Annotated in this window: 21 protein-coding genes; 8 read left to right on the forward strand and 13 right to left on the reverse strand. The window is 65.4% G+C overall.

Annotated features, from left to right (window positions below):
• Positions 1–13 precede the first annotated feature (13 nt).
• The gene (locus NCW75_03225) at positions 14–1,267 is read right to left on the reverse strand and encodes a hypothetical protein (protein ID UYV13304.1); all 1,254 of its coding nucleotides are present in this window, start codon (positions 1,265–1,267) and stop codon (positions 14–16) included.
• A 104-nt stretch (positions 1,268–1,371) separates the two neighbouring features.
• Between NCW75_03225 and NCW75_03230 the strand changes: the two genes are divergently transcribed.
• From NCW75_03230 to NCW75_03245, 4 genes are all read left to right on the forward strand, one after another.
• On the forward strand, positions 1,372–1,722 hold the full coding sequence (locus tag NCW75_03230) for a cupin domain-containing protein (GenBank protein UYV13305.1): 351 nt from the start codon (positions 1,372–1,374) through the stop codon (positions 1,720–1,722).
• A gap of 63 nt (positions 1,723–1,785) precedes the next feature.
• Positions 1,786–4,662, forward strand: a complete 2,877-nt coding sequence (locus NCW75_03235; protein ID UYV13306.1) for an insulinase family protein — start codon at positions 1,786–1,788, stop codon at positions 4,660–4,662.
• Positions 4,663–4,806: 144 nt separating this feature from the next.
• The gene (gene purF / locus NCW75_03240) at positions 4,807–6,402 is read left to right on the forward strand and encodes an amidophosphoribosyltransferase (GenBank protein ID UYV13307.1); all 1,596 of its coding nucleotides are present in this window, start codon (positions 4,807–4,809) and stop codon (positions 6,400–6,402) included.
• A gap of 3 nt (positions 6,403–6,405) precedes the next feature.
• Entirely contained in the window at positions 6,406–7,173 is a 768-nt protein-coding gene (locus NCW75_03245) for a hypothetical protein (protein ID UYV13308.1), read from the forward strand.
• On the opposite strand, the gene NCW75_03250 is transcribed toward NCW75_03245, so the two are convergent.
• Together NCW75_03250 and NCW75_03255 are read right to left on the reverse strand one after the other, a co-directional pair.
• A complete protein-coding gene (locus NCW75_03250; protein UYV13309.1) occupies positions 7,065–7,748 on the reverse strand; it encodes a DUF4230 domain-containing protein in 684 nt (227 codons plus the stop codon). The two genes, NCW75_03245 and NCW75_03250, sit on opposite strands and share 109 nt — an antisense overlap.
• Positions 7,749–7,799: 51 nt before the next feature.
• The gene (locus tag NCW75_03255; protein UYV13310.1) at positions 7,800–8,477 is read right to left on the reverse strand and encodes a hypothetical protein; all 678 of its coding nucleotides are present in this window, start codon (positions 8,475–8,477) and stop codon (positions 7,800–7,802) included.
• A gap of 101 nt (positions 8,478–8,578) precedes the next feature.
• Between NCW75_03255 and fliD the strand changes: the two genes are divergently transcribed.
• Together fliD and fliS are read left to right on the forward strand one after the other, a co-directional pair.
• Entirely contained in the window at positions 8,579–11,431 is a 2,853-nt protein-coding gene (gene fliD, locus NCW75_03260) for a flagellar filament capping protein FliD (GenBank protein UYV13311.1), read from the forward strand.
• A 48-nt stretch (positions 11,432–11,479) separates the two neighbouring features.
• Positions 11,480–11,935 (forward strand): flagellar export chaperone FliS, encoded by a 456-nt coding sequence (gene fliS, locus NCW75_03265; protein UYV13312.1) that lies wholly within the window; start codon positions 11,480–11,482, stop codon positions 11,933–11,935.
• On the opposite strand, the gene NCW75_03270 is transcribed toward fliS, so the two are convergent.
• From NCW75_03270 to NCW75_03305, 8 genes are all read right to left on the reverse strand, one after another.
• Positions 11,919–13,010, reverse strand: coding sequence for an AAA family ATPase (locus NCW75_03270; protein ID UYV13313.1), 1,092 nt, complete (start codon positions 13,008–13,010; stop codon positions 11,919–11,921). The two genes, fliS and NCW75_03270, sit on opposite strands and share 17 nt — an antisense overlap.
• A gap of 30 nt (positions 13,011–13,040) precedes the next feature.
• Positions 13,041–14,453, reverse strand: a complete 1,413-nt coding sequence (gene sthA / locus NCW75_03275; GenBank protein ID UYV13314.1) for a Si-specific NAD(P)(+) transhydrogenase — start codon at positions 14,451–14,453, stop codon at positions 13,041–13,043.
• A gap of 53 nt (positions 14,454–14,506) precedes the next feature.
• Complete coding sequence (locus tag NCW75_03280) at positions 14,507–15,709, reverse strand: phosphoglycerate kinase (protein ID UYV13315.1); 1,203 nt, start codon at positions 15,707–15,709, stop codon at positions 14,507–14,509.
• Between the two features lie 21 nt (positions 15,710–15,730).
• On the reverse strand, positions 15,731–16,375 hold the full coding sequence (atpH, locus tag NCW75_03285; protein ID UYV13316.1) for an ATP synthase F1 subunit delta: 645 nt from the start codon (positions 16,373–16,375) through the stop codon (positions 15,731–15,733).
• Between the two features lie 35 nt (positions 16,376–16,410).
• Positions 16,411–17,031 (reverse strand): F0F1 ATP synthase subunit B, encoded by a 621-nt coding sequence (gene atpF / locus NCW75_03290; protein ID UYV13317.1) that lies wholly within the window; start codon positions 17,029–17,031, stop codon positions 16,411–16,413.
• Between the two features lie 53 nt (positions 17,032–17,084).
• The gene (locus tag NCW75_03295; protein ID UYV13318.1) at positions 17,085–17,390 is read right to left on the reverse strand and encodes a hypothetical protein; all 306 of its coding nucleotides are present in this window, start codon (positions 17,388–17,390) and stop codon (positions 17,085–17,087) included.
• Between the two features lie 76 nt (positions 17,391–17,466).
• Positions 17,467–18,492, reverse strand: coding sequence for a F0F1 ATP synthase subunit A (gene atpB / locus NCW75_03300; GenBank protein ID UYV13319.1), 1,026 nt, complete (start codon positions 18,490–18,492; stop codon positions 17,467–17,469).
• 17 nt (positions 18,493–18,509) lie between these two features.
• On the reverse strand, positions 18,510–18,998 hold the full coding sequence (locus NCW75_03305) for a hypothetical protein (protein UYV13320.1): 489 nt from the start codon (positions 18,996–18,998) through the stop codon (positions 18,510–18,512).
• A 178-nt stretch (positions 18,999–19,176) separates the two neighbouring features.
• Between NCW75_03305 and NCW75_03310 the strand changes: the two genes are divergently transcribed.
• Positions 19,177–20,118: a MoxR family ATPase gene (locus NCW75_03310; protein UYV13321.1), complete on the forward strand. Its 942-nt coding sequence runs from the start codon at positions 19,177–19,179 to the stop codon at positions 20,116–20,118.
• 91 nt (positions 20,119–20,209) lie between these two features.
• Here the strand turns inward: NCW75_03310 and NCW75_03315 are convergent, their stop codons facing one another.
• Together NCW75_03315 and NCW75_03320 are read right to left on the reverse strand one after the other, a co-directional pair.
• Positions 20,210–20,971, reverse strand: a complete 762-nt coding sequence (locus tag NCW75_03315) for a hypothetical protein (protein ID UYV13322.1) — start codon at positions 20,969–20,971, stop codon at positions 20,210–20,212.
• Positions 20,972–21,230: 259 nt separating this feature from the next.
• Positions 21,231–23,105: a hypothetical protein gene (locus NCW75_03320; GenBank protein ID UYV13323.1), complete on the reverse strand. Its 1,875-nt coding sequence runs from the start codon at positions 23,103–23,105 to the stop codon at positions 21,231–21,233.
• A gap of 232 nt (positions 23,106–23,337) precedes the next feature.
• Between NCW75_03320 and NCW75_03325 the strand changes: the two genes are divergently transcribed.
• Positions 23,338–24,720 carry a hypothetical protein gene (locus NCW75_03325; protein ID UYV13324.1) on the forward strand — a complete coding sequence of 461 codons (1,383 nt, stop codon included), beginning with the start codon at positions 23,338–23,340 and terminating at the stop codon, positions 24,718–24,720.
• Positions 24,721–24,853 lie beyond the last annotated feature (133 nt).

Here is a 24,853-nt window from a genome sequence, read left to right on the forward strand (position 1 = left end):
TTGTATTGCCTGCCTAAGGACACCCCGCGGCGAATTGGGCGTTGAAGCAACCAAAATCGAAGAGCGTCAGCACGCCATCACAATCACAATCCGCCCGCAGCGACCCCGCCAGGAACGCCGCATTGAACGCGGTGGTGTCGGCGGGCGTGAGCATGCCATCGCCGTTGAAGTCGGCCCAGCAGCGCGAGATCTGGCTCGTCCAGATCTGGGTGTTGCCAGCGGGATCAAGTCCGCTTCCGGCAACAAAGCCGGTGTCGCTCATGCCATCTGCAATGGCCAGAGTCCACCCTGCAGCGTTGGCTTGGCCGTACACCGTGATCAGCTCGGTTTGCAAGTCACGCATGGTGCCGCAGCGTTGCGTCCATATCCACGCTCGCGTGAGGCCCAGGGCGTCATCGCCGAACCCAACAATGATCGAGCCGTCCGTATTGGAAGCCGTCGCGATCGAAAGCGTGCCGCCGGGGAGCGTGCCGAGCGACACGATACCGGTCGCGGCCGTCCATCGATAAGCCGTGGGAAAGCCCGCGGCGTTCAGGCTGAACCCGACAACGGCAGAGCCATCGGAGCTGATATCCCATGCTTCCGAGTAAAACTGTGCACCGGTGGCCAGTGCGCCAACTGGTGTGAGCGCGCCCGTTATTGCATCGTGGACGAACGCTTCGCCACCGAGCACGGAGTTCCCGGTGCACGCGGTGAACTGGCCCGAGGCGCTGATCGCAACAGCGGTCGAACTGTCAACACTCCCAGGCAGATCGCCGATCGGCACCGGTGGTGCGCCGATGGCCAGCGAGAACGCCTGCCGCTGCGGGCCCATCGGCGTGGGCACGATGAGATCGCCGATGACGACGCCGGCCGAGCCGCCGCCGGGCACCGAGACGTCGGTCAGTCGGAGTTGTGTCGCCGCCGGTGCAAGGAAGCCGGTTAGGTCGAGCGTGCCTCCGGTCGGCGTCCAGAAGAACGGTGAGCGTGAGCCCGTTGTGGTAACCATCGTGCCGATGAGCGAGAAGCCATCGGCCGCCAGCGCCTCAGGCGTCGCCGTGGCGAAACCGGGGGCGGGCGGGGCGACCAACGCCACGCCGCTGGCCGGGTCCCACACCACTGTCACCGTCCCGACAGCCGTCGCCACGATCGGGTTCTGCCGGGCGACCTTGGTGGCCGAGGCGAACACCGTGCCGGGGGGAGCCGTGCTGCCGGTGAACTGGCCGAAGGCGGCCGAGGCCAGCGCGAGCGACATCGAGAACGCGGTGAGCGATGTTGTGCGTTGCATCGAGATTCCCCTTTCAGATACACCGGAATGGTGCTGATGCCCCTAGAATATCATAATTCTGGCTAATTGGCTATAGGGTTGTCCCATGTCGCATATGCTCAAGCATGCCGCACGCGCACACCCTCCATACATGGATCGACCTGCCCACCGATCAGCCCATGGCCCTCATCGATCGCCGCCGCATCATGGGCGAGCGGATGATGATCAGCGAGGTCGTGCTGCACCCGGGCTTCGAGGTCGCCAGCCACAGCCACGAGAACGAGCAGATGGTCGTGATGCTCGAGGGCCGGGCCGAGTTCACGATTGGGGATGGCGAGAAGGTCATCGTCGAGGCGGGCCAGGTGCTCGAACTGCCCCCCAACCTGCCGCACGCGTGCAAGGCTTTGGAACGGTGTCGCATCCTCGACATGTTCAGCCCGGTCAGCGAGAAGACGGGCGTGGATTCGGGTTCGTAGCGAGATAGGAGCTTCCCGACCCGCTGGCAGACCGGCCGCCGCCGCGCATCCCTATCGTGGACCATGACCACGATTACCAACCCCCTCGCCCGCCTTCTGGCCTTACTGCTGACGCTCGCCGTCGCCGCCCCGGCCCTCACGCAGGACGGCCCGCAGGGCGACCAAACCGGATTCGACCCATCCCAGCCCCTGCCCGAAGATCCGCGCCTCATCCGTGGCGAGCTCGACAACGGGCTGGACTACATCATCGTGCCCAACGCCGAGCCGCCCGGCCGCGTCGAGCTCTGGCTGCACGTGCACTCGGGCTCGCTCAATGAGGAAGACAACCAGCGCGGCATCGCCCACTTCCTCGAGCACCTGGCCTTCGCCGGCAGCACCAACTTCCCCCCCGGCACGGTGCGCCCGTTCTTCGAGAATCTCGGCCTCAGCTTCGGCCGCCATCAGAACGCCGTCACCGGCTTCGACCGCACCGGCTACACCATCAGCCTGCCCAACACCGAGCCCGGCACGCTCAGGGCCGGGCTGCTCTTTCTGAGCGATGTCGCCGACAACCTGATCCTGCCCGACGCGGGCATCGAGCAGGAGCGCGCGATCATCCTGGAAGAACGCCGCGCCAGCCTCTCGCCCCAGCAGCGCGTGCTGTACGACCTTATCGAGCGCATCGCGCCCGAGAGCCAGTTCGGCAAGCGCATCCCGATCGGCACCGAAGAGGTGCTCACAACGGTTGGGCTCGGGCCCATCAAGGCCTACTACGACACGTGGTACGTGCCCAGCAACATGACCCTGCTCGTCGTCGGCGACGTGAAGGCCGAGGATGTCACCCCGCAGATCACCGAGTTGTTCGCGGGCAGAGAGGCAACGCCACAACCCAAGCCGCGCGACGTGGGCGTGCAGCCGACCAAGGGCCGCTCGGCCGTCGTCGTGAGTGATCCGGAAGAGACCCGCGAAGAGGTGGCCATCAACTTCATCGACATTCCCGGCGGGGCGACCACGACGGTGGGCCAGTACCGCGACGATCTGGTCCGCTCGTTGGCCCTTGGCATGATGAACGATCGCCTGAGCGAGGGCGTGCAGAACGGCGAGCTCTCGATGCTCAACGGCAACGTGACCGCGGGCGACTTCGCCGGCGCCATCCGCTGGACGCAGGCCACCGGCCGGAGCGAGAACGGCCGTTGGAAGGAGGTTCTCAGCGAGATGGGCCGCGAGGTCCGCCGCGCCACGCTCCACGGCTTCACCCAGCAGGAACTCGACGATGCCAAACGCCGCTTGCTCTCCAGTGCCGAACGTGCCGTGGAGGGCGAGTCGACCCGTCCCAGCCGTTCGCTGCGTGGTGCCGTGGTCGAGTCGATCGCCAGCGGCGAGCCCTACATGAGCGTGGCCCAGCAACTGGACCTGCTCCGCGAGTTGCTCCCCTCGGTCACGCTCGGGGATACCAACGAGGATTTCGCCCAGACGTTCGCATTCGAAGACGCGATCTTCACGCTGCAGACAACCGAGAACGATTCCAGACCAAGCGAGAGCGAACTCCTGGCGGCAGGTGAAAAGGCACTGGCTGTCTCGCCCGAGCCTTACCGGGCCCAGGCCCGGGCAGAGCGCCTCCTGCCGAGCACGCCCGAGCCCGGCGAGATCGTCGAGAAGACAACCGACGAGGAGACCGGCGTCACCAGCCTGTGGCTGTCCAACGGAGTGCGCGTCCACATCAAGCGCATGACCGAGCGGCAGGGCTCCATCCTCGGTGCGGTGCATGTCTACGGCGGGCTTGTGAACGAGACCGCCGAAACCCGGGGCCTCACCGATGCCTCGACGACCGCCCTGGCCCGCCCGTCCGGCGGGGGCCTCAGCTCGACGCAGATCCGTGACGTTGTGACGGGTTGGAAGGCCTCGGTCCGAGGCGGTTCCGATGCCGACGGCGTCTCGGTGGCGCTCAACGCGAGCCCCGAGGAACTGGGCAGAGCGCTCGAGCTCACCCATCTCCTGCTGACCGCTCCAACCGTTGAGGACGCCGCCATCGAGCAGTGGCGCCGCGGGCAGCTCCGCACGCTCGAGACCCTCGACAACATGCCCCAGGGGGCCGCGCTCAAGGCCATCATCGACGCGATGTACCCCGAGGGCGACACACGCCCCGGGCTGATCCCCAAAGAACGCATCGAAGCGATCACTGTCGATGAAGCCCAGAAGTGGCTCGACGCGCAGCTCGCCGGGCCGATCGAGGTCGCCCTCGTTGGCGATCTCGACGTCGAGGAGGCCATCGAGTTGGTCCAGACGTATCTGGGCTCGCTGCCCGATCGCGCACGCGTGTCGGCCGAGACCAATCGTGAACAGCGCAGCATGCCGCGTCCGCAGGGCCCCGTCGAATTGCTCCGCGAGCCCAAGGTCAGCACGCCGCAAGCGTTCGTGATCACGGGCTACTACGGTGCCAACGAGTGGGACGAGCGCGATCGCATCGCCCTGAGCGTGGCCGCTCGTATCCTCAGCAGCCGCATGATCGATCGCATCCGCGAAGAGCTGGGGCTGGCCTACAGCCCCAGCGTGTCGAGCCGGACCGGCACCACCTGGCCTGGCTTCGGCCTGCTGAGCGTGCAGACCACAACCGACCCCGCCCGTGCCGAGGAACTGGCCGACGAAGTGCACGCGATGTTCACCGCCTTTGCAACCGATGGGCCGACCGACGAGGAACTCACCATCGCCGTCGAGCAGCTCCGCAACGTCCACGACGAGTCGGTGCGCGATCCCGGTGCCTGGCTCCGCGAGCTCCGCACGCTGACGTACCTGGGCCGCGACCTCGATGTTCTGTCGAGTGAGCGCGAGGCCCTGGGCGATTTCTCCCCGTCGGAGATCCGCGATGTCTTCGCTAAGTACGCCGTGGAGGATGGTCGCATCCGTGTGATCGTCCGGCCGGAAACTGACGAAACGAATGAGGAGGGCAACAAGCCGTCCTAGGACGACGGGAGGTGCCGGCGGCGATAGGGCATGCAATCTGGACTACGTCGCGCATTCTGTGTGGAACTGGCTCGGCGACCTCCCCCTCCCGGCTAGACTTGGCCAAGCCGCCGCACGCACGGGACTTACCCTCTGGAACCCCGCATGCCCAACGACGTCCCTGCCCGTCTTTCCCTACCCGTCCTGAACAACACCCGGAAACCAACCGCGCCGCTTCTCGACCTGGATATTGGCGAGAAGAAGGAAAAGTGCGCCGTCTTCGGCATCTGGGCCGGCCCGTACGCCCAACTCAGCCCCGTGCATTCCGCCTATACCGCCCTGTACGCCCAGCAGCACCGCGGGCAGGAGTCCGCCGGCATCGCGACCACCGATGGCGGGAGCGGCGAGGCTGCCAAGGTCGGCATCACGGGACACACCGGCATGGGCCTGGTACCCGAGGTGTTCACGCCACGCGTGCTGTCGGCCATGGCGGCGAGCAATCCGGTCGCGGCCATCGGCCACAACCGCTACAGCACAACGGGCGCGAGCCTGTCGACCAATGCCCAGCCGCTGGTGCAGACCACCGCCAAGGGCCGCGTCGCGGTGGCCCACAACGGCAACCTGGTCAACGGCAACGCCCTGCGCCACGCCTTCGGCGAGAATGGCCACATCTTCCACACGTCGAGCGACACCGAGGTCATCATCCACCTGCTGGCCGCCCCCGAGCAGCAGCAGGCACCCGACCCGCTGGCCGCCACGCTCCGCCGCCTCCAGGGCGCGTACTCGCTGGTGATCCTGTTCGAAGACCGCATCGAGGCCGCTCGCGACCCTTGGGGTTGGCGACCCTTGGTACTGGGTGAGATGGCCGATGGCTCGCCCGTTGTCGCCAGTGAAACGGTGGCTCTGGATGTGCTGGGCGCGAAGCTAGTCAGGGAAGTCGAGCCGGGCGAGATCGTGACCCTCGACGCCCAGGGCGTCCGCAGCCGCCGCTTCGCCCCAGAGGCCGAGCCGACCGCCATGTGCGTCTTCGAGCACGTCTACTTTGCCAGCCCGGCCAGCAACGTCTTCGGCCAGAACGTCCAGACCTTCCGCGAGGATCTGGGCTCGGCCCTGTGGAACGAAGACCCCGCGATGCAGGCCAGCCCGGCCGACTACGTGATGCCCATGCCCGACTCGGGCCGCAGCGCCGCCAACGGCTACTCGCGGGCCAGCGGCATCCCCTACCGCGAGGCCATCGTACCCAACCGCTACGTCGGGCGCACGTTCATCAAGCCCACCCAGCAAGAACGCGAGACCGCTGTACGGTTGAAACTCAACGTCATCGCCGAGCTCGTGCGCGGCAAACGGGTGATCGTGGTCGACGACTCGGTCGTCCGCGGCACGACCACACGCCTCAAGATGCGGCAGATCTACGACGCCGGCGCGGCCGAGGTCCATCTGCGGATTAGCTGCCCGCCCATCCGCCATCCGTGCTTTTTCGGCGTTGACTTCGCCCACCGCGACCAGCTCATCGCCAACGGCCGCACGGTCGAGGACATCCGCGAGTACCTGGGCGTTGACAGCCTGCACTTCCTGTCCCTCAACGGAATGCTCGCCTGCGCCAAGCACGACCCCAAGCGGTACTGCACCGCCTGCTGGAGCGGCGACTACCGCATCGACGTCGAGCACCCGACGACCGACACGTTCGTGGAGCCCCAGCAGGAGCGCATGTTCGACATGGCACCCGTGCCGGCACCGGGCACCAACGGGCTCGGGCGGTAGGCGATGCGCGGGCGCGAGCATCGCCCGGCGATCCTCTTGCCGGTGCTGGTGTTCCTGTCGCTCGGCTTGGTGTGCGCGTACGCGTCGTCGGTGGTCACCGTGCTGATCCCCGATCGGGGCCAATTCACCCCACGAACAAGCTCACGCCATGACCTGGACGGCGACCAGTCGATCTACGTGTTCACGGTCCGGCGGCCGGGATACAGCCTCATGGCCGTGACGGGCCCGATTGAAAGCTACGCGGCCGACATGCTCGACGAGCAACGGAGCCAGCCAATCCCGCTGCGACCGGGCGACCCGCGGCCCGGTTGGCTGCGGCGGTCATCGATCGAAAACCCACAGAATTCCAGGGGCATCGCCGCGGGCTGGCCGTTCTTGTGCGTGTGGGGTCGCACCGATACCAACGTGAATCACGAACTGAGAAGTGTGCATACCGGCTTGTCGCACGTGACCGTCCGCAAGGCTCGTCGCGCGTTCCCGTGGCTACCGCTGCTGCCCGGTCTGATCGCGAACACGGTGATCTATGCGAGCCCGATGCTCATGCTGTGGTACGCGGGCGTGTGGGCGCACCGACGGTGGAGGCGATGGCGTGGGCGGTGCCCCAACTGCGCCTACCCAATGCAGAACGGCGTCGATCCATGCCCCGAATGCGGGATGCCGCTTCAGCCGACAGCGGCCGGTTCGAGCATCGACTCGGACACGTCCTCGACATCATCACGCCAGACCACCTCGACCTTGACATCGAAGAGCTCAAGCAAGGACGACAAGTGACGCGCGACGCTCCGCTTCGCCTCAGCAAGGTACTTGGGCTCCTTGCTCTCGTACAGCGTGGCCGCGTCGCGCTGGGCAGCAGCCATGAGTTCGGTCTGCCGCTCGGCGGTCATCGGGATCACGTCGAACAGGCCCAGCACGCGCCCGTGCTGGATGTCGTAGGGCGTGACATCCGAGAGGCGTAGCGTGCCGTCGATCTCGGGCAGCACCACGCGGAAGCGGTTGATGCCCACCTGCTCGATGTCGCCATCCTCGATACGGGTCAGATCGATGGAGTACTGCTTCTCGAAGTGGAAGATCATCGCGACCTTCGCCTGGCTGAGCAGCAGCGGGGGCATCCACTGAAAGCCGCGAGACGCGGTCGCGATCTCCTTGACCATCACCTCCAGGCCCACGAGCCGTCCTACCGAGCGCACACGCTCGGCCAGCACGATGGTCTGGTCGACCTTGCCCGGCTCTTCGAGCTTGCGCTTCCGCCCGGCGCGATGGCGCAGGACCGTGAAGATGGCCGCTGCCAGCAAGACCCCGGCGACGAAGGTAACGGCGATGAGGCCCAAAATTTCAAGAATGCCCATGTGATGTCCTTGGGAGAAAAAGCTCCAGCATTTCGATGGAGAGTGCTGGTGCTAGGAAGCGGCAGACCCTTCGGGGGTGCCCGCATCCATCGCCATCTCGAAGGGCCGCACCAGGAGATGCACGCCAGCCGCCGTCAGGATCATGAAGACCACGAACAGCACCAGAGCCGCGGCACTCGCCGTAAAACCACCCATAGAGAGCAACCATTCCCGGAACGGCTTCGCAGGCCCGATAAAACTCGACACCGCGATACCGCCGCCGAGCATAAGGAAGACCGAGCCCATCACGATCCGCCTCCAGCCATCCCGGCTCGGTCCGATTACCAGCCACGCGGCGTAGAGCCCCAGGGCACCGGCGATAACCAGGCGAACGCCCAGCATTGGCACGAGCAGCCCAGAGCCGAGCGTGCTGCGTCCCGCCACGGTGCTGAGGAAGCCGGACACGGCAATGCAGCCAGCAGCGGTCGCCAAGGCCATGGGCACGCTGGACTTCTGCTTGCCAATGCCAACCGCGACAGCGATGAGGCCACCACCGATCACGATCGGCTCGAACAGCAGCATGGCCCAGATCAGTTGGTCCACGGAGAAGCTGGCCAGGAACAGGCCTAACAGGCCCGATAACACTAAGGCGACTCCTCCGACGGTGATCGCTGGATTGGCCTTGCTCTTGCTGGGCATACGTTCATTATCGGCAGGATCTGCCGGCACATCCTGCTCAGAGTTGTCCATTCGGGGGAATCGCACTCGATTTCGGATCGCTTTCGGGCCGATAGGCCTGCTGGTGGCAGTGGTGGGGACGATCGGTCTCCGAGCGGGCAAGGAGGTCTGCGATGGGTGGTATTACGTCTGGAATCGGCCTGGCCAGCGGTCTGGATACGGCCTCGATTATCCAGCAGTTGCTCTCACTTGAAGCGCGGCCCAAACTGCTCGCCCAGCAGCGGCTGAGCAACATCAAGGTCCAGCAGACCGCCTACCTGGACATCAACTCGCGCCTGCAGAATCTGCGCAGCATGGTGAGTTCGCTGCGCACCCAGCCGGTGTTTGACGCTAAAAGCGCGACCAGTTCAGACGAGAGCATCCTGACTGCCACGGCTTCTGCTGGCGCCGCCGCCGGTTCGTACACCTTCCTGGTCGATCGCCTCGTGAGCACCGAGCAGTGGCTGACCCGCGGCTTCTCGTCGGCCGACGACGTGCCGGTGGGTGCCGACGCGTTCACCTTCGAGGGTGCCGAGGCCCGGCTCGACCGTGACACGGCCCTGGCCGACCTGAACGGCGGCAACGGCATCACCCGCGGCAAGATCCGCATCTCCGACGGTACCGACACGGCCGAGGTTGATCTGTCGAAGGCGGCCACCGTCAACGAAGTGCTCGACGCGATCAACGCCGCGGACATCGGCGTGACGGCCAAGGTGCGCGACGGCGGCTTCGTGCTCGTCGCGGCTTCGGGCGATGGCAGCGACATCACCCTCGAGAACGCCGGGTCCGAAGAAGTCATCGAGTCACTCGGGTTGGCGACCGGCGCGGCCGTGCTCAGCGACGAGGTCGTCGGCTCAAGCGTGTATGCACTGACCGAGGCGACGCCGCTGTCCGTGCTCAACGACGGCAACGGCGTGTTCGCCAACACCATCATCGGCCAGACCGCCGACTTCACGATCACCGTGAACGGCGACGATTACAAGGTTCGATTGGGCGAGTTGTACGACCCCGATGCCGGAGAGGGCGAAGACCCGCTGCTCGAGGGCAAGGCCGCCACCGTGGGCGACGCGCTCGACCGAATCAATGATGCACTAAGCGATACCGACGTTGTCGCTCGTTTGAACGCCGAAGGCAACGGGTTCGAGCTCTTCGACTCGGTGGGCACTAACACGATCGCTCTGGCCGAGACCACCGGGCTGGTCGGGAGTGCTCTGGAAGACCTGGGTTTCACTGAAGGATCCACGATCGGCACGGTGCAGGGCGGCCAAGTGCTGGCCGGCATGAACAGCACGTTGCTGTCGGGCCTGAAGGGCTCGGCAGAAAATCTGGGTGATGGCCTGCTACAGATCCAGGCGCGCGATGGCACCTTCATCAATATCACCATCAACGATCTAGATACCGATTTCAACGGCCTCCTCGAGCAACTCCAGGACCAGATCGACCCGAGCAAGATCACCGTCGAACTCGACGAGATGGGCACGGGCCTCCGATTCACCGACGTCTCGGGCGGCACCGGCAACCTCTCGATCAGTGGCTCGGGCACCGCAGACGACACCGCCGTCGCACTGGGTATCAAAACGGAAGCCGGTGGGGTTGCGTCGAACGTTTTCACCGGCGACCGCATCCAGCGTCAGTACGTCGGCCTCAACACCCTGGTGGCCGATCTGAATGGCGGCAAGGGCATCGGAACGGGCACGTTCCGCGTGATCGACGCCAACGCGAAGTCCCACGAGGTCGAGATCAACGGCGACGTGCGCACCGTCGCAGATCTGCTCCGAGCCATCGATTCCGCCATAGAGGGCGATGACATCACGGTCCGGATCAACGACAACGGCGACGGGTTCGTCCTCGAAGACACCAGCGGTGGAGCTGGCAAGCTCATCATCGAGGACGTCAGCGGCTCGGTCGCGTCGGCCCTGAACATCGAGGGCGAGGCGGCCAGCGCAGCCGAGAATTTCATCGTGGGCAGCTATGAGACGACCATCGAGTTTGATCCGGATGACTCACTCCGCGACGTGATGACCAAGATCAACGAAGCGGGCGTGGGCGTGACGGCCTCGATCCTCAACGAGGGCGTGGGTGCCAACCCCTTCCGTCTGAGCCTCACCGCGCGCGATTCGGGTGTCGCCGGCCGCACGCTGATCGACACCGGCGGGTTCGATCTCGGGCTCACGCAACTGCAGGAAGGCCAGGACGCTAAGGCGTTCTTCGGCTCGAGCGATCCGGCCAAGGCCGTGCTCGTCACCAGCTCGAGCAACACCATCACCGACGTCTTCGAGGGCCTGACGCTCAACCTGCAATCGGCCAGCGACGAGGCGGTCACGATCAACGTCGCCAGCGACCGCAGCGAGCTCGAGACCAAGATCGAAGATTTTGTCACGGCGTTCAACGAGACGCTCGACCGCATCGACTTCCAGAGCCGCTTCGACGAGGAAACCGAAGCGCGCGGCCCGCTGCTGGGCGACAGCACGCTCATCGGCCTCAAGAACGCATTGGTCCGCACCGTCCTGGGCGGGCCTCAGAATGTCTCGGGCCGGTTCAGCAACCTCAGCCAGGTGGGCCTGACGCTCGGCGATGGTGCCCGGCTCGAACTCGACAAGGACAAGCTCCGCGAGGCCATCGAGCAGGATCCGCAAGCCGTCGAAGACCTGCTGATCGCTCGTGAGATCGACCAGTCGGGCGGCAAGACCGTTCTGGACAGTGGCATCGAAGTGACCAACCCCCTGGCCCGCGAGACCTTCTCGTCGCTGGGCGTGTTCGCCCGCATCGAGGAACTCAGCAAGACCTACATCGACTCGGTCGACGGTGTGCTGACCGCCCGCGGCCGGGCCTTGGACAACCAGGTCCAGCTCCAGGAAGACCGCATCGCGTTCTTCGACCTCAAGCTGGCCGACAAACGGACCCGGCTTGAGCGGGAGTTCGCGTCGCTCGAGGGCATCATCAGCAACTTCCAGGCCCAGCAGGCGGCCCTCGCCTCTCTGGGATGATCCTGATTCGGACTCAATCCTCCGACCGAGGCAGCCGATAGGAGAGCCATGCCACCCGAATCGGCCATGTCGTACCTCCGCTCCCAGGTCATGAGTGCCACTCCGACGGAGCTGCGTTTGCTCTTGCTCGATGGGGCCATCCGCTTCGCCTACCAGGGCAAGCAGGGCCTGATCGACAAGAACTATGAGCAGAGCTTCGAGGGCATCAGCCAGTGCCGGGCCATAGTCACCGAGTTGGCGGTGGGCGTGAATCGTGAGGTCGATCCCGACCTGTGCGACCGGGTGACCAGCCTGTTCATGTTCATGTTCAGCGAGCTGACCGAAGCGAGCATGCAGAAGGACCCCGAGCGCATCCAGGGCGTCATCGAGCTTCTGGAGTTCGAGCGTGAGACATGGAAACTGGCCATGGACCGCGTGAAGCAGGACAAGACCGAGGCCCAAGCAGCCAGCAAGCCAGCGGCGACTGTCGAGCACCAGTCGGGCTCACTCAGCGTGCAGGCGTAAGCGACGCCGCAGCGAGTTGCTCGGTCAGCACCTCATACGCAAACTTGGGTTGCACGTCTCGCGCCAAGAAGCCCGAGCACGCCGCGATCGCCTCGAGGGCTTCGGGCCCGAGCTGACCGTTGCGCAGATGCCCTCGCGCCCACGTGGCAATCACGCCTAGAGCCAAGCCGTGGGCCGTCCGATTCGCCGCGTCCTTGCTCGCGGCGGGGTGGGCCTTCACCCACGCTTCGGACCACTCGCTCGCGAGCTTCACGCACGCCTCGGCCAGCGAACCATCATCCCGCCCAGCTGCGGCGCTCTCGGCCAGCGGCTGGATGATCTCGGGCCAGCTCGCGACACCGGTGCTCAGCATGAGGTCGGCCATGCCGGGAGAGCCGTCTGCCAAGCGGAGCACGTTCGAGCGTTCCTCGTCGCCGATCGTGCCGCGGCCCTCGAGCCATCGCCGCATCGAGTCGTCGTCGAGCGGCCCCAGTCGCAGCCCCTGGCACCGGCTGTGGATCGTTGGCAGCAGGTCGTGGGGCCGATCGGCCACCAGGATGATGACCGTCCGCGGCGGCGGCTCCTCGAGCGTCTTGAGCAGGTGGTTCTGGCCCTCGCGCGCGAGCAGGTGGGCCTCGTCGATCACGCACACTTTCGCCGCGAGCCCTCCCGGCAGGCTCGACGTGCGCGCGACGGCGGGATCGAAGAACTCGCGCAGCAGGTCGATCGAGATGTTGCGCTGCTTGCGTTTCCGCACGTCGGCCTCGGCGCTGTACGAGGCCAATTCCTTGGAGATCAGCGTGAGATCTGGGTGGGCACCGGCCGCCAGGAGCTCCCGGGCTTCGTCGCGGTCCGGGCCCGGCTCGGGCGGCGTCAGCAGGGCGGCACCAAACGCCAGGGCGAGCGTCCGCTTGCCTACGCCCGCTGGCCCCTGGAACATCCACGCGTGCGGCACGCGGCCGGCCTCCAGCGTCTTGCGAAGGAACGCCACGGCGTCGTCGTGCCCCAGCACATCGTCGAGCGAACCAGCGGCCACCGCCCGCTCGGGCAGCGGATCGGTCTCTCGAACGGCGGCTTTTCGCTTGCGTTTGGCCATGCCGAGGGAGGCTAGGCCGCAGCGGGTGGATCAGGTGCTGCGCAGCCGGTTCCGCCCGTTCAACGCCGCCACCTTGTAACACTCGGCCAGCGTCGGGTAGTTGAACACCGTGTGGATGAAGTAGTCCAGCGTGCCCCCAAGGGCCATGACGGCCTGGCCGATGTGGACGATCTCGGTGGCGCCAGCACCGATGACGTGGACGCCCAAAATATGCTGGGTCTCCTGGTGGATCAGCAGCTTGAGCATGCCGAGCTCGTCACCCAGGAGTTGGCCCCGGGCGATCTCGTCGTACTGGGCCACGCCCGATTCGAACGGGATGTTCTCCTCGGTCAGCTCCTGCTCGGTCTTGCCCACCATCGAGATCTCGGGGATGGCATACACGCCGTAGGGCAGCGTGCGTGAGTCCTCGGGCAGTTGCAGGCCAAACATGTGGCACGCCGCGTGGCGGCCCTGCTCCATGCTCGTGCTGGCCAGGGCCGGGAAGCCCACGACGTCGCCCGCGGCGTACACGTGCTCGACGGCGGTCTGGTAGTGCTCGTCGACCTCGATTCGCCCGCGCTTGTCGGCGGAGAGCCCGGCGGCCTGCAGGTTCAGTTCTGCCGTACTGCCCTGGCGGCCGACGCAATACAGAAGGCAATCCGCCCTCAGCGTCTTGCCGCTCTCGAGCAAGACCTCGGCCATCTGGGCGTTTCCGCTGCGGGCTAGGTCGGGCGGATCGATGACCGAGATGCTCACCGCCTTCTCGCCCAGGCGTAGCGTCATGCCCCGCTTGCGAAGGTGGAACTGGAGCGCCTCGGTGATCTCCTTGTCGACAAAGCCCAGCAACTCGTTGCGCCCCTCGATGAGCGTGACGCGCACGCCCAGGGCCGTCAGCATCGAGGCGTACTCCGTTCCGATCACCCCGCCGCCGATGACGAGCATCGTGGCGGGCAGGTAGTCCAGCCGCAGCAGCTCGTCGCTCGTGATGACGTTCTGCCCGTCGAACGGGATGTTGTCCGGGCGGGCCGGGCTCGCGCCCACGCCGATAAGGAACTTGTCGGCCTTGACCTCCGACACGTTCGCCCCCGACACGCGCACGGTGTGCGGGTCGACAAAAGAGGCCTCGCCATATGCCACGTCGATGCCGTTGGACGCGAAGTGGCCGGCGACCTTCTTGACCTCGTGGCGGATGACGCCATTGGCCGCGTCGAGCAGGCCGGCGAACGACTTGCTACGGGCCGACATGAAGTCGTTCTCGGTCGGCAGCAGGCTCTTGTTGCCGCTGGTGCCCAGGATGGCCTCGCGCAACGCCTTGCTGGGGATGGTGCCGGTGTTGACCGCGACGCCGCCCACCTCGCCGAAGCGCTCGATCACGCACACGCGCTTGCCGACCTTGGCCGACTGGATCGCCGCCCGTTGGCCTGCTGGGCCGCTGCCGATCACGCAAAGGTCGTAGGTGCCCATGTCTGCATCTTCCCCAGTCTTGCCAACGGGGAGAAGCGGCCCGTCAGGCGTGTTTATGCGGTCTTGTCGAGCACCTCGATGGCCTCGAAGCGCTTGCCCTCGAGCATCTCCACCGAGGCCCCGCCACCGGTGGACACATGGGTGATATCGGTCGCTAGGCCCATCGCATCCAGTGCGGCCGCAGAATCGCCGCCACCCACTATCGTGGTCGCCCCATCGCGGGTGGCCCGCACAAGGGTTTCGGCCACCGTACGCGTGCCCTTGTCGGCACCGGGCCACTCGAAGATGCCCATGGGACCATTCCACAGCACCGACTTCGCGCCGGCGATGCGTGACACGTACAACTCGGCTGTTTTGGGTCCGATATCGACAGCGACCGCGTTGTCGGGGATGCGCTCCTCGGCTCGGGTGGGGGCACCATGATCGAACTTGTCTGCCACCATGTGGTCGATCGGCAGCAGCAAATCGACGCCCGCCGCCTTGGCCGCCGCCATCGCGCTTTCGGCGGTCGAAACGTGATCTTCCTCGACTAGGCTCGTACCCGTGGGATCGCCCTTGGCGCTCATGAACGTGTAGGCCATCGCCCCGCCGATGAGCATCGCGTCGCACTTAGGCAGTAGGTGCTCGATCGCGCCGATCTTGCTCGACACTTTCGCGCCACCGAGAATCACCACCATCGGCCGCGCCGGGTTGGCGACCGCTTCGCTCAGGAATGCCAATTCCTTCTCGACCAATAAACCCGCGACCTTGGGCTTGTCAACCATCGCGCGCGGCACGGCGACCATCGACGCATGGGCCCGGTGGCACGTGCCGAACGCGTCGTTGACGTATAGATCTCCGTACGCCGCCAGCTTGGCCGCGAACCCGGCGTCGCCGTCCTTCTCGGCCTTGTGGAACCGCAGGTTCTCCAACAGGATCACACCGCCGGGCTTGAGCTTCTCAACAGCCTTGGCGGCGTCTTGGTCAACACAGTCCTTCGAGGGAAACGCGACGGGCCGGCCGAGTAACTCCGAAAGATGGCCTGCGACGGGTTCGAGCGAGAACCGCTCCTCGTACCCCTCGCCCTCGGGCCGGCCCATGTGGCTCATCAGCACGACGCTGCCGCCGCGGTCGAGCACGCTCCTGATGGTGGGGAGGGCCGATCGGATGCGGCGATCATCGGAGATCGCGCCGCCGTCCATGGGCACGTTGAAGTCCACGCGGACAAGGGCCCGCTGGCCGTCCACGGGGGTCTGGTCGATGGTCCGCGTTGGCATTGGGGTGCCCCTCGAAAGAAATCAGGCGTCGTCTGGCGTCTGGTCTTCAGTCTCGGCGTTCGCGTCGATCATCTCGCCAACGCGAGCCCGAACCCGGGCCGCGCCGTCCTGGCCCAGTTGGTCGCGCATGCGGCGTAGGCGCGTCGCGATGGAGCCGTCCACCAGCCGGTCACCAAACCGCAGCTTGAGCCCGCCGATCATGGCCGGGTCGTTGCGATGGTGCGCCACGACCTCCTTGTCGAGCGCGGCAGCCAACCGGTCGCGGATGGTGCTCAGGTCGGCCGAACTGATCGGCCCGGCGGTGTGGACGTCGATCTCAAGGCGGCCGAACGCCTCCTGTGCCTTCTCGTGGAAGGCCTGGATCATCGACGGCAGGCGTCCGAGCCGGTCCTTGTCGTTCAGAACCAGCAAGAACGTCAGCGTGCGGGTGCTGACCTTGCCCTCCAGGATCTTGCGAAGCGACGCCGCACGGCTTCTGGCGGGCAGCACCTGCGAAGCCAGGAACTCGTTGAACGCCGCGTCCTGGCGCGCCATCTCGAGGATGGCGTCGAGCTCGTCGAGGGTCTCCTGGACGGCAGCATCACCACCGGCCTTCTGGCAGACCTCGAACAGGCTCGTGGCGTAGACCTCCGACAGCGCGTCGGGCGGGGTTTCGAGAAGCGGCATGCCTGGGGACTCCCGGGTGCGGAAGGAAGAAAAACCTAGTTGTTCGAGGCCTTCCGGCCCGACTCGAACTCGCTGAGTGCTTGCTCAACCAGGCGGGTCTGGTCCTGCTCGCTCACCTCGCGCTCGAGGATCTTGCTGGCCATGAGCGTGGCCAGGCGGGCCGACTCGGCGTACAGCTCATTCACGGCAACGCGCCGGGCGGCGTCGATGTCGCGCTGGGCACGCTCACGCATCCGTGCGATCTCCGCGTCGGCCTTCGAGCGCAGCTCAGCGGTGAACTCGGCCTGGCGGGCCTTGGTGTCGGCCAAGATACGCTGGGCCTCGCCGCGAGCCTCGGTGAGCTGGCTCTCGTAGCGCTCCTTCATCGCGTCGGCCTCGGCCAGCGCGCGCTTGGAGGCCTCGAGGCCCTCGAGGATCTTGCGATCACGCTCCTCGAGCCCCTTGGCGACCGGCGGCCAGGCGAACTTCCACAGGATGAAGAACACGATGCCGAACACCAGCAGGGCGGCGATCATCATCGGCACGCCTTGCTTGATGCCGGGGATCACCGTGCCCTTTTTACCGGCTTCATCGGCGGCCATCGCGATGGCGGGCAGCAGGAGGACGGCCGCCGATGCGACCATCCCCGAGCTCGATTGAATCAGTGAACGTCGCATCGCGACCTCCTCTGCGCGCACCGAGGCTCTCGGTGCGATAGCGAGCGGCAGACTTACTTGATGAGAACGACCAGCAGGCCCACGAGCGCGCCCACCAGCGTGGCACCCTCGATCAGGCCGGCGATGATGATCATGTTCGTGCCGATCGGGCCGCCGGCCTCGGGCTGGCGAGCGATGGCCTCGACGGCACCCTTGCCGACCAGGCCGATGCCGATGCCACCGCCGATGAGGGCGATGCCCGAACCGATGGCCGCCAGGCCGTAGTAGGTGAAGTCGCCGTTGCCCTCAGCCTGGGCCATGGCCAGAGCCGGGGCGAAGACGAGCAGGGCCAGCGTGGCCAGGGCGTACTTGTTGATCATCGTTTCTGCGATCCTTTCTGGAACGATTCCGGCCTCTGCCGGAGGCGAAAAAATACTTGCTTGGGAAACGCGGGGCTCAGACTGTCGAAGCCGTCGCGGGGATGTCGTGGTCGGAATGCTCGTGCCCATGACCATGATCGTGCTCGCCGTGGTGGTCGAGCAGGCCGATGAACACGGCCGTCAGGAACATGAAGATCAGCGCCTGCAGGAAGCTCACGAAGAGCTCCAGCAGGAAGACGAACGTGGCCATCAGGATCACCGGGATCCACAGGATCACCGCGACCACCAGGCCCATGCCGGTGCCCAGGGCGGCCGTGTCGCGGGCGATCATCTCGAAGAACACGAACATGACCGCCAGCAGGATGTGGCCGGCCGTCATGACCGCGAACAGACGCAAGGCCAGCGCGATGGGCTTGATGAACGTGCCCATGATCTCGACGGGCACCATGATGGGCCACAGCAAGACCGGCGTTTCGGCCGTCAGGTGCTTGGCGTAGTGGCCCGGGCCCATGCGGAGCACGCCGGCGATATTGATGACTAGGCCCGCCACGACCGCGAGCGCGCCGGTCACCCAGATGCTCTGCGTGGCCGTGCCGCCGAAGGGCGCGACGTGCAGGTCCTTCCATTTTTCGGCATCTTCACCGAAGACTCCCGCCTCGACGAGGTAGAAGTTCACCAGCGAGTTGATGTCAATCAACGGGATCATGCCCAGCATGTTGTTGATGAGGATGAAGAAGAACACCGCCATGAGGTATGGCATGAACTTGTCGCTGCGCTCGCCGAGCACGGGCCGGATGAACTGGTCCCGCAGGACGATGATGAGCACCTCGACGCACTGGGCCAGCTTGCCTCGCGTCAGGTAGCGCTGCTCGCCCAGGCTCTCGGGGCCGGTCCGCACGCGCTTGGAGACGTAGAAGGCCATCAGGATCATGATGACGCCCGAGATGACCAGGTTGGCCGTCGCCGACGACCACCACCACCAGCCGCCCTCGGAAATCATGAAGGGGTGAGCCACGATGTGGTCCACCGGGCTGGGCAGGGCATTGGACTCGGCCGCCACCAAAGGAGCGAAGACGTCAACACCGGTCAAAAGACCCGTCATGTCCAAACCAAAGGGCATCAACGCGTGCCTCCACTCGTGCGATCTACCGAAGCCGGGTCTACCGAAGCCAGGTCAACCGGAACCGTCTGGTGCTCGCGGAAGCTCTTGAGGGCCATCCCACAATCGACGGCGACCGCCGTGAGCCCGCCCGCCAGCATGGCGAACCACAAACCGAGCCCCATCGTTGGCGCGGCGAACGCCAAAGCAATGCCAGACACGATCAAAACCATCAAACGGATGGTGGAAAGGGCAAGCCAGGCCATCCCGGCGGTTGTCACGCGATAGGGCCCTGTGAGGGTTGCCGCGCCCCAGGCCAGCACCCACGAGCCCGTGAGCAGGCCCGCGGCCACCACACCGCCCATTAGCGAGTCGCCCTCGGCCCCGGCGGCCAGCGCCAGGCCCGCACCGAACGCCGACGCCACGATGGACGCGGCGATGCCAATACCCGTGGCCTTGGGGCCATACAGGGGGATATGGGCGGTGTTGTCGGGCGTGTTCTGGGTCATGCTCAGAGATTCCGGGATTGGGCCTGCCGGTGGCTCCGGCGAGGGGGCGTAAGAGTAGCGGGCATGGGGGCATTTTGCGAGCCGACGCAACTCCGACGGGCGACCGTTCGTGGCGTATCCTCGCTCTCGTGCCCGGGCTCCGGGGAGATTCTTCGGTGGGGTGAACTATGGAGAGCACATGACCGACGCCACGGCGGGGCCCATCTCGAAGCTTCGTGACAACATCGCCTCGGTGTTCATGGGCAACCCCAAGGCCGTCGACCGCGTCCTGCGCACGATGCTGGCCGGCGGGCACCTGCTGATCGAGGACGTCCCGGGCGTGGGCAAGACGGTGCTGGCCGGGGCCATCGCGCGGAGCGTGGAGGCCAAGCTGGCGCGGGTGCAGATGACCCCCGACCTCTTGCCCAGCGATATTTTGGGTGTGAGCATCTATGACCGCGAGCGGGGCGAGTTCAGCTTCAAGCCAGGGCCGATCTTCGCCAACATCGTGCTGGCCGACGAGATCAACCGGACCACGCCGCGCACGCAGACGGCGTTGCTCGAGGCCATGAGCGAGGCGACCGTGTCGATCGACGGCGTCAGCCACCCGCTGCCCAAGCCCTTCATGGTCATCGCCACGCAGAACCCGTATGACTTCGAGGGCACCTACCTGCTGCCCGAGAACCAACTCGACCGTTTCCTGATGCGCACTCGATTGGGCTACCCCGACCCCAAGACCGAGGTGCAGGTGCTCGAGCGTCGGCCGGCCAGCAATGCGCTGCCGCAGCTCCGGCCTGTGATGCCGCTGGAAACGCTGATCGAACTGCAGCAGAAGGCCAGCGCCGTGCGGGTGGACGCGAAGATCCTCGAGTATGTCGTCGCGATCGCCGGCGCGACGCGCCGCTCGCCCGACCTGCGGCTTGGCCTTTCGCCCCGCGGCGCGCTCGCGCTCACGCAGGTCGCCCGCGCCACGGCGCTGATCGACGGCCGCGACTACGTGGTGCCCGAGGACGTGCTGGACAACATCATGCCCGTGGTCGCCCACCGCCTGATTATTCGGGGCGGGCTCGAGCAGAGCGACGGGCGCGAGGCCGAGAGCATCCTCGACGGGATCATCCAGGGGGTCGAGGCGCCGACGTAAGTTTGGTTGTCTAGAACGCCCCGGCCAAGCGAAAGCGGCGGACGGGCCCGTGCCCATCCGCCGCGAGAAGGATCGAGATGTTCGAACTGATTCAGCCTGCCTTATCGGCGCCCTTGGCGGTCTGGGCGTCCTTGAGGGCCTGGGCGTCTTCGATGGTCAGGCCATCGCCATCGGTGGCGCTAGCGGTCGAACCGGCCGACGAACCCGAACCGGTGCCCATGAAGAACGGCACCGGCGAGCACCACTCGCTCAGCACGCCGTTGGTCAGCTTGGTGCGGATGCGGTAGCGCACCTCGTCCAGACCGGTGGGCACGGCATGGTCCAGCCAGGCCTTCTCGGTGCTGGTGGTGGCGTACTGCCACGGCCCGGCGATGCCGCCGCTGACGAGCTGACGCTCGATGATGAACACCGAGCCGCCGCTCTTGTTGGCCTTGAACGTGACCTCCAACGCGCCGTCGGTGGTGCTGGTGATCGTGACCTGGGCGGGGATGGGCGCCTCGACGCGGGGCGTGCCCGGCTTGGGCGGGTCGATCTGGGCCCGGGCGTAGACGTCCGGGTCGCCGCTGGTCTTGGCGAAGCCGTCGATGATCTCGATGTCGCCGCCCACCATGGCGCGGGCGGCGGCCAGGGCGGTGTCCTTCTCGACGCGGGCGGCCTTCTTCAGGGCCACCAGGTCGCGCATCGATTGGTACTTTTCGTCAAGGTCGGCCGATAAGGCCGCCAGATCCGCCACTTGGGTTGGTGTCAGGCCGATGCTGGGCGGGGTGCCCTGCCCGCCGCTCCAGATGACGACGTGCTCGGCCAGCCAGGGGACGAACTCGGCCTCGGTGCGAGGCACTCTCTCGTTTGCCATGTGCGAATCTCCCGGGCCCGGCTTCACGGGCCGTTGCGCGCTCGACCGAACCGGTGCCGGCCATGGTGCGGTCTTCGGCGGTTGGCGATCGCGTCGTGAGCATTGGGGAGGCTCGGGCACAAAAAGATCCGCCGCGCGGTCCGGTTGTGCGGCCTGGGGGGAGGCGGGCGTGGGGCCGCAGGGCGTGATGGGACGCTAGAGCAATGAAACGGGCCCGCGTGAGCGGGCCCGTGGGGGTGAAACGAGGTTGCCGATCCGCTTACGGCCCGGTCGCCTTGTCGTAGGCGTCCAGGTAGTTGGCCATGTCGGTCGCATCAACCACGCCATCGGCGTCGGTGTCGGCGCGAGCGTCTTCCTGCAAGAACAGGTTGTTATACATCACCATGTCATCTATCTCGGTGAAGCCGTTGGAGTTCATGTCGGTCTGGAAGCAGAAGGGCGTGCTGGCCTTACGGAAAAGCCACACGTCGCGGATGAAGGTTGACGACGTGGCATCCTCGTCTACCAGCGTGTGGGTCGACCACAGCCAGTTGCACGCGCCAGCGCCAGTGGCCGGGTTCGGATCGAATTGCAGGTCCGCGTACAACGCCCAGCGGTCCCCAAGATAACCCCCGCTTGGTCCCGTGCGCAGCGTCGTGGTGCTCGTAATGGCATGGCTGCTGTTGAATCGTGCCCGGCGGATCTCCTGCTCGTCGGTCGAACTCGAGTACGTGTACTCGATCGTCATCAGCCCGCCCGTGGAGACACCAAGCACGGGGTGGTAACAGTGGCCGCCTTCCACCTCGATACGGCCGGCATCAACGATGGTCGGCCGCCAATCCTCCGACAGAATATCGGCATCGTGGAACGGCTCATAACCCTGGCTGATCGGGTCGGTATCGGGCACCTTCGGATCGATAACATACCACTGCACGACCCAGTGGTCGTCGGCACTGCCAGTCCCATCATCGGGAAGAACTGCATGCACCGCGAACACACGCGGATTGCCAGCAGCATCCTCGGTAAGGATGGCCGAGGTGAACATGTCTTCTTCGACCGTCGGGGAGAACACGGCGGCGGCGGGGTCATCCGCGGAAGTCGGGCGGAAGAACTCAAGCCCGTAGCTGCTCAGGCCCATGTCGAGGACTTCCCAGCCCTGCGGCGAGGAAACAACCTCTTCGAGACGCTGACGCACTTCCCATCGTGGCGGTCCTACTTCGGGATTGGGCTCGAAGAACAGACCTTTGATGCGGATGGAGTCTTGGAGAGTGCCCGAGCCTGTGCCATCGGTGCTGACCATCAGCGTCACGTTGTCATACTGCTCGTAGGGCTCCTGGGCGATCTTGGCCTGCACCGAGACGTCCTCGATGATGGGTCTGCCAAGCATGCGAATGGAGATGAAATCGTTTTCCGTGGGGCGCCCGCCGTTGATGAACTCGACCGGGCCCGTCGGCCCCTGGTATTCGCGGGGGATGATGTAGATGAACTGCTGGAAGGGCGTGACGTCGTCCACTGCACACAGCCCATGGCTCGAAAACGCCACGATCACCGCACGTTCGTCGAAGCCGAGAGAGGGGAATCGGATTGTGTCTTCGGTAGGGCGGTGATTGACATCAAATGGAGCGCCCCGAAACGAGTTTATGGCGCCACTCTTGAAATCGAAGGCGATGCCGCCGTTGCCGTCGGTGCCCTCGGTGGTGTTGCCCGTGTAGTACCACCAGTGCTCGTCGGAGAGTGTGTCCAGCACGTCCATCGGCATGAAGCCGTCCGGATCGCCGCTCACGGCCATATGCACTTGCTGCACGCACTGCCAGTTGATGCCAATTTCCGGGTTGAACCCCCAGGTCTCGGAATACAGCATCCACAGGCGCTCGCTGATCGGGTCGTAGTCGGCCTGTCCGTGCTGTAGCACCCGGGGTGTCCCGCCGATGGCGTCCATGTCGGCGGGCGCAAACGGGAACGCCGGGTCGGTGATGGGGTTGGTGCCAGCGTACGGGAGCGAACCCGTCCAGAAGCGAGAGTCCAGCACGCTTGCGGATTTGTCGTAGAGCCGGATGCCATGGGGCCCGGCCACGATCGCGGTAAGTTCACCCACCGCGATGTTCGGGGCCGTGCTCTGGACGGCGTCGTAGTCCCCATCTTCAGGGTCGTTCACAAGTTGGCCCTGACCCAGGGCTAATCCGGAGATGCCAAGAAGGCATAGGGCAACAGTTGCTCTGGACACAGGCATGGTTGAAGTCCTATTGACTCGAGAAATGATCACGTTGTTCCTCTGTACGGGTCAATGTGGGGTCTGATGCGTTAAACCACGGTGTTTGGGGCATTTTCTTTGCCACATTTGTGCAAGTCCCCTTGCATCAACGGCTTGGATCGGTCAGAATATGGGCATGTTCCGATCCCTCGCCGTGACGTGTGCCGCCATTCTTGCTACGTTCGCCTCAGCCGACGAGGGGTGTGAGCCCCAGCGGGTTGTTTCGCCGCCAGTCACACACACAACCGGTTTCGGAGGCTCAGCCGCGACCAACGGGCGGTTCTGGTTCGTGAGCGATGCTCAGGCCCGAATTGGCTGCTGCACCACCGGGGCCGTCTATGTCTACGAGGATATCGAGGGCAGGCTCGTCCACACACAGACACTGGTGCCTCACGACGCGGCCTCGTTTGACATGTTCGGCACGTGGCTCGACGCCGACGGCGATCGCCTCGTCGTAGGCTCGTACAACACCGGATGGCCAACAACAACCGGCCGAGGTGGCGGCTTCGTGTACGAGTTCGACGGCGACGAGTGGGTCGAGACCGCGAGGCTGGTGCCGCCGTTGTTGTTCAGGGGAATAGGTTGGGGAACATTCGTCGTTCTCGATGGCGACACAGTTGTCGTGTCTCCGATTTTTACTCTCCAGAAACACATCTACACGCGAGGTATCGACGGTTGGGAAATGAGCCAGACTATCGAGGCACCCGATGGCCTGCCTAGCTCAGCATCCTTCGGTGCGATCACCGCATTGAAGGACAACTGGCTGTTTGCCAGCGCCGTCCGGGACAGTTCCCTCATTCGCGACGGCGGCTCGGTCTATGTGTTCCGCCGGGATGCGGATGGAGAATTCGAGTTTACGCAAAAGATCCTCCCGCCCGAGCCTTACATCGACAATCGCGAGTTCGGCGATTGGATCGCCTTCGATGGCCGAACCCTGGCGATCTCGGCCCGTCGAGTCGAGCGGGAATTCGAGTTCCAGGGAGCCGTGTTCATCTACGAACTGGAAGGCGACCAGTGGGTGATGCGCCAGGAGTTAAACCACAGCAACCCAGAAGAGGGTGACGAATTGGGCCACCGCATGGCTCTCACTGGTGATCTTCTACTCGCTCGTACCAATCGTAACGGCAGCGACCCGGGCCACGACGGCACCGTGCTGCGTTTCGAGCGTGACGCCGACGGCCGGTGGCACGAGGTCGGACAACTCGTGCCGAATCCATTCAGCTACGCGGGTTTCTACGGCGTCTCGATCGCGACCGATGGCCAGCACACGCTCGTCGGAGCACCCGAAGACCACGCCGGCGGCACCTCGTGGCCCGGCGCGGCCTACTTCTTCGACCTCACCTGCGGCGACTGCGAAGCCGACCTCGACGCCGACGGCACCCTCACCATCTTCGACTTCCTGACGTTCCTCAACCTCTTCCAAGACGGCGACGCAACCGCCGACTTCGACGGCGACGGCGAGCTGACCCTCTTCGACTTCCTGGCGTTCCAGACGGCGTTTGATGCGGGGTGTGAGTGAAGAAAGGCATCGGGCACTGGGCATAGGGCATCGGGGAAGAGAAGAGGAAGAGGGCAATCCGCAATTGGTCCGGAAACGATGCCGTTCCTCCGGCTCTTTCCTATTGCCAATTGCCAATTTCCACTCTTCAGCG

It is taken from the genome of Phycisphaera sp. (assembly GCA_025916675.1).
Taxonomy (GTDB): domain Bacteria; phylum Planctomycetota; class Phycisphaerae; order Phycisphaerales; family UBA1924; genus JAHCJI01.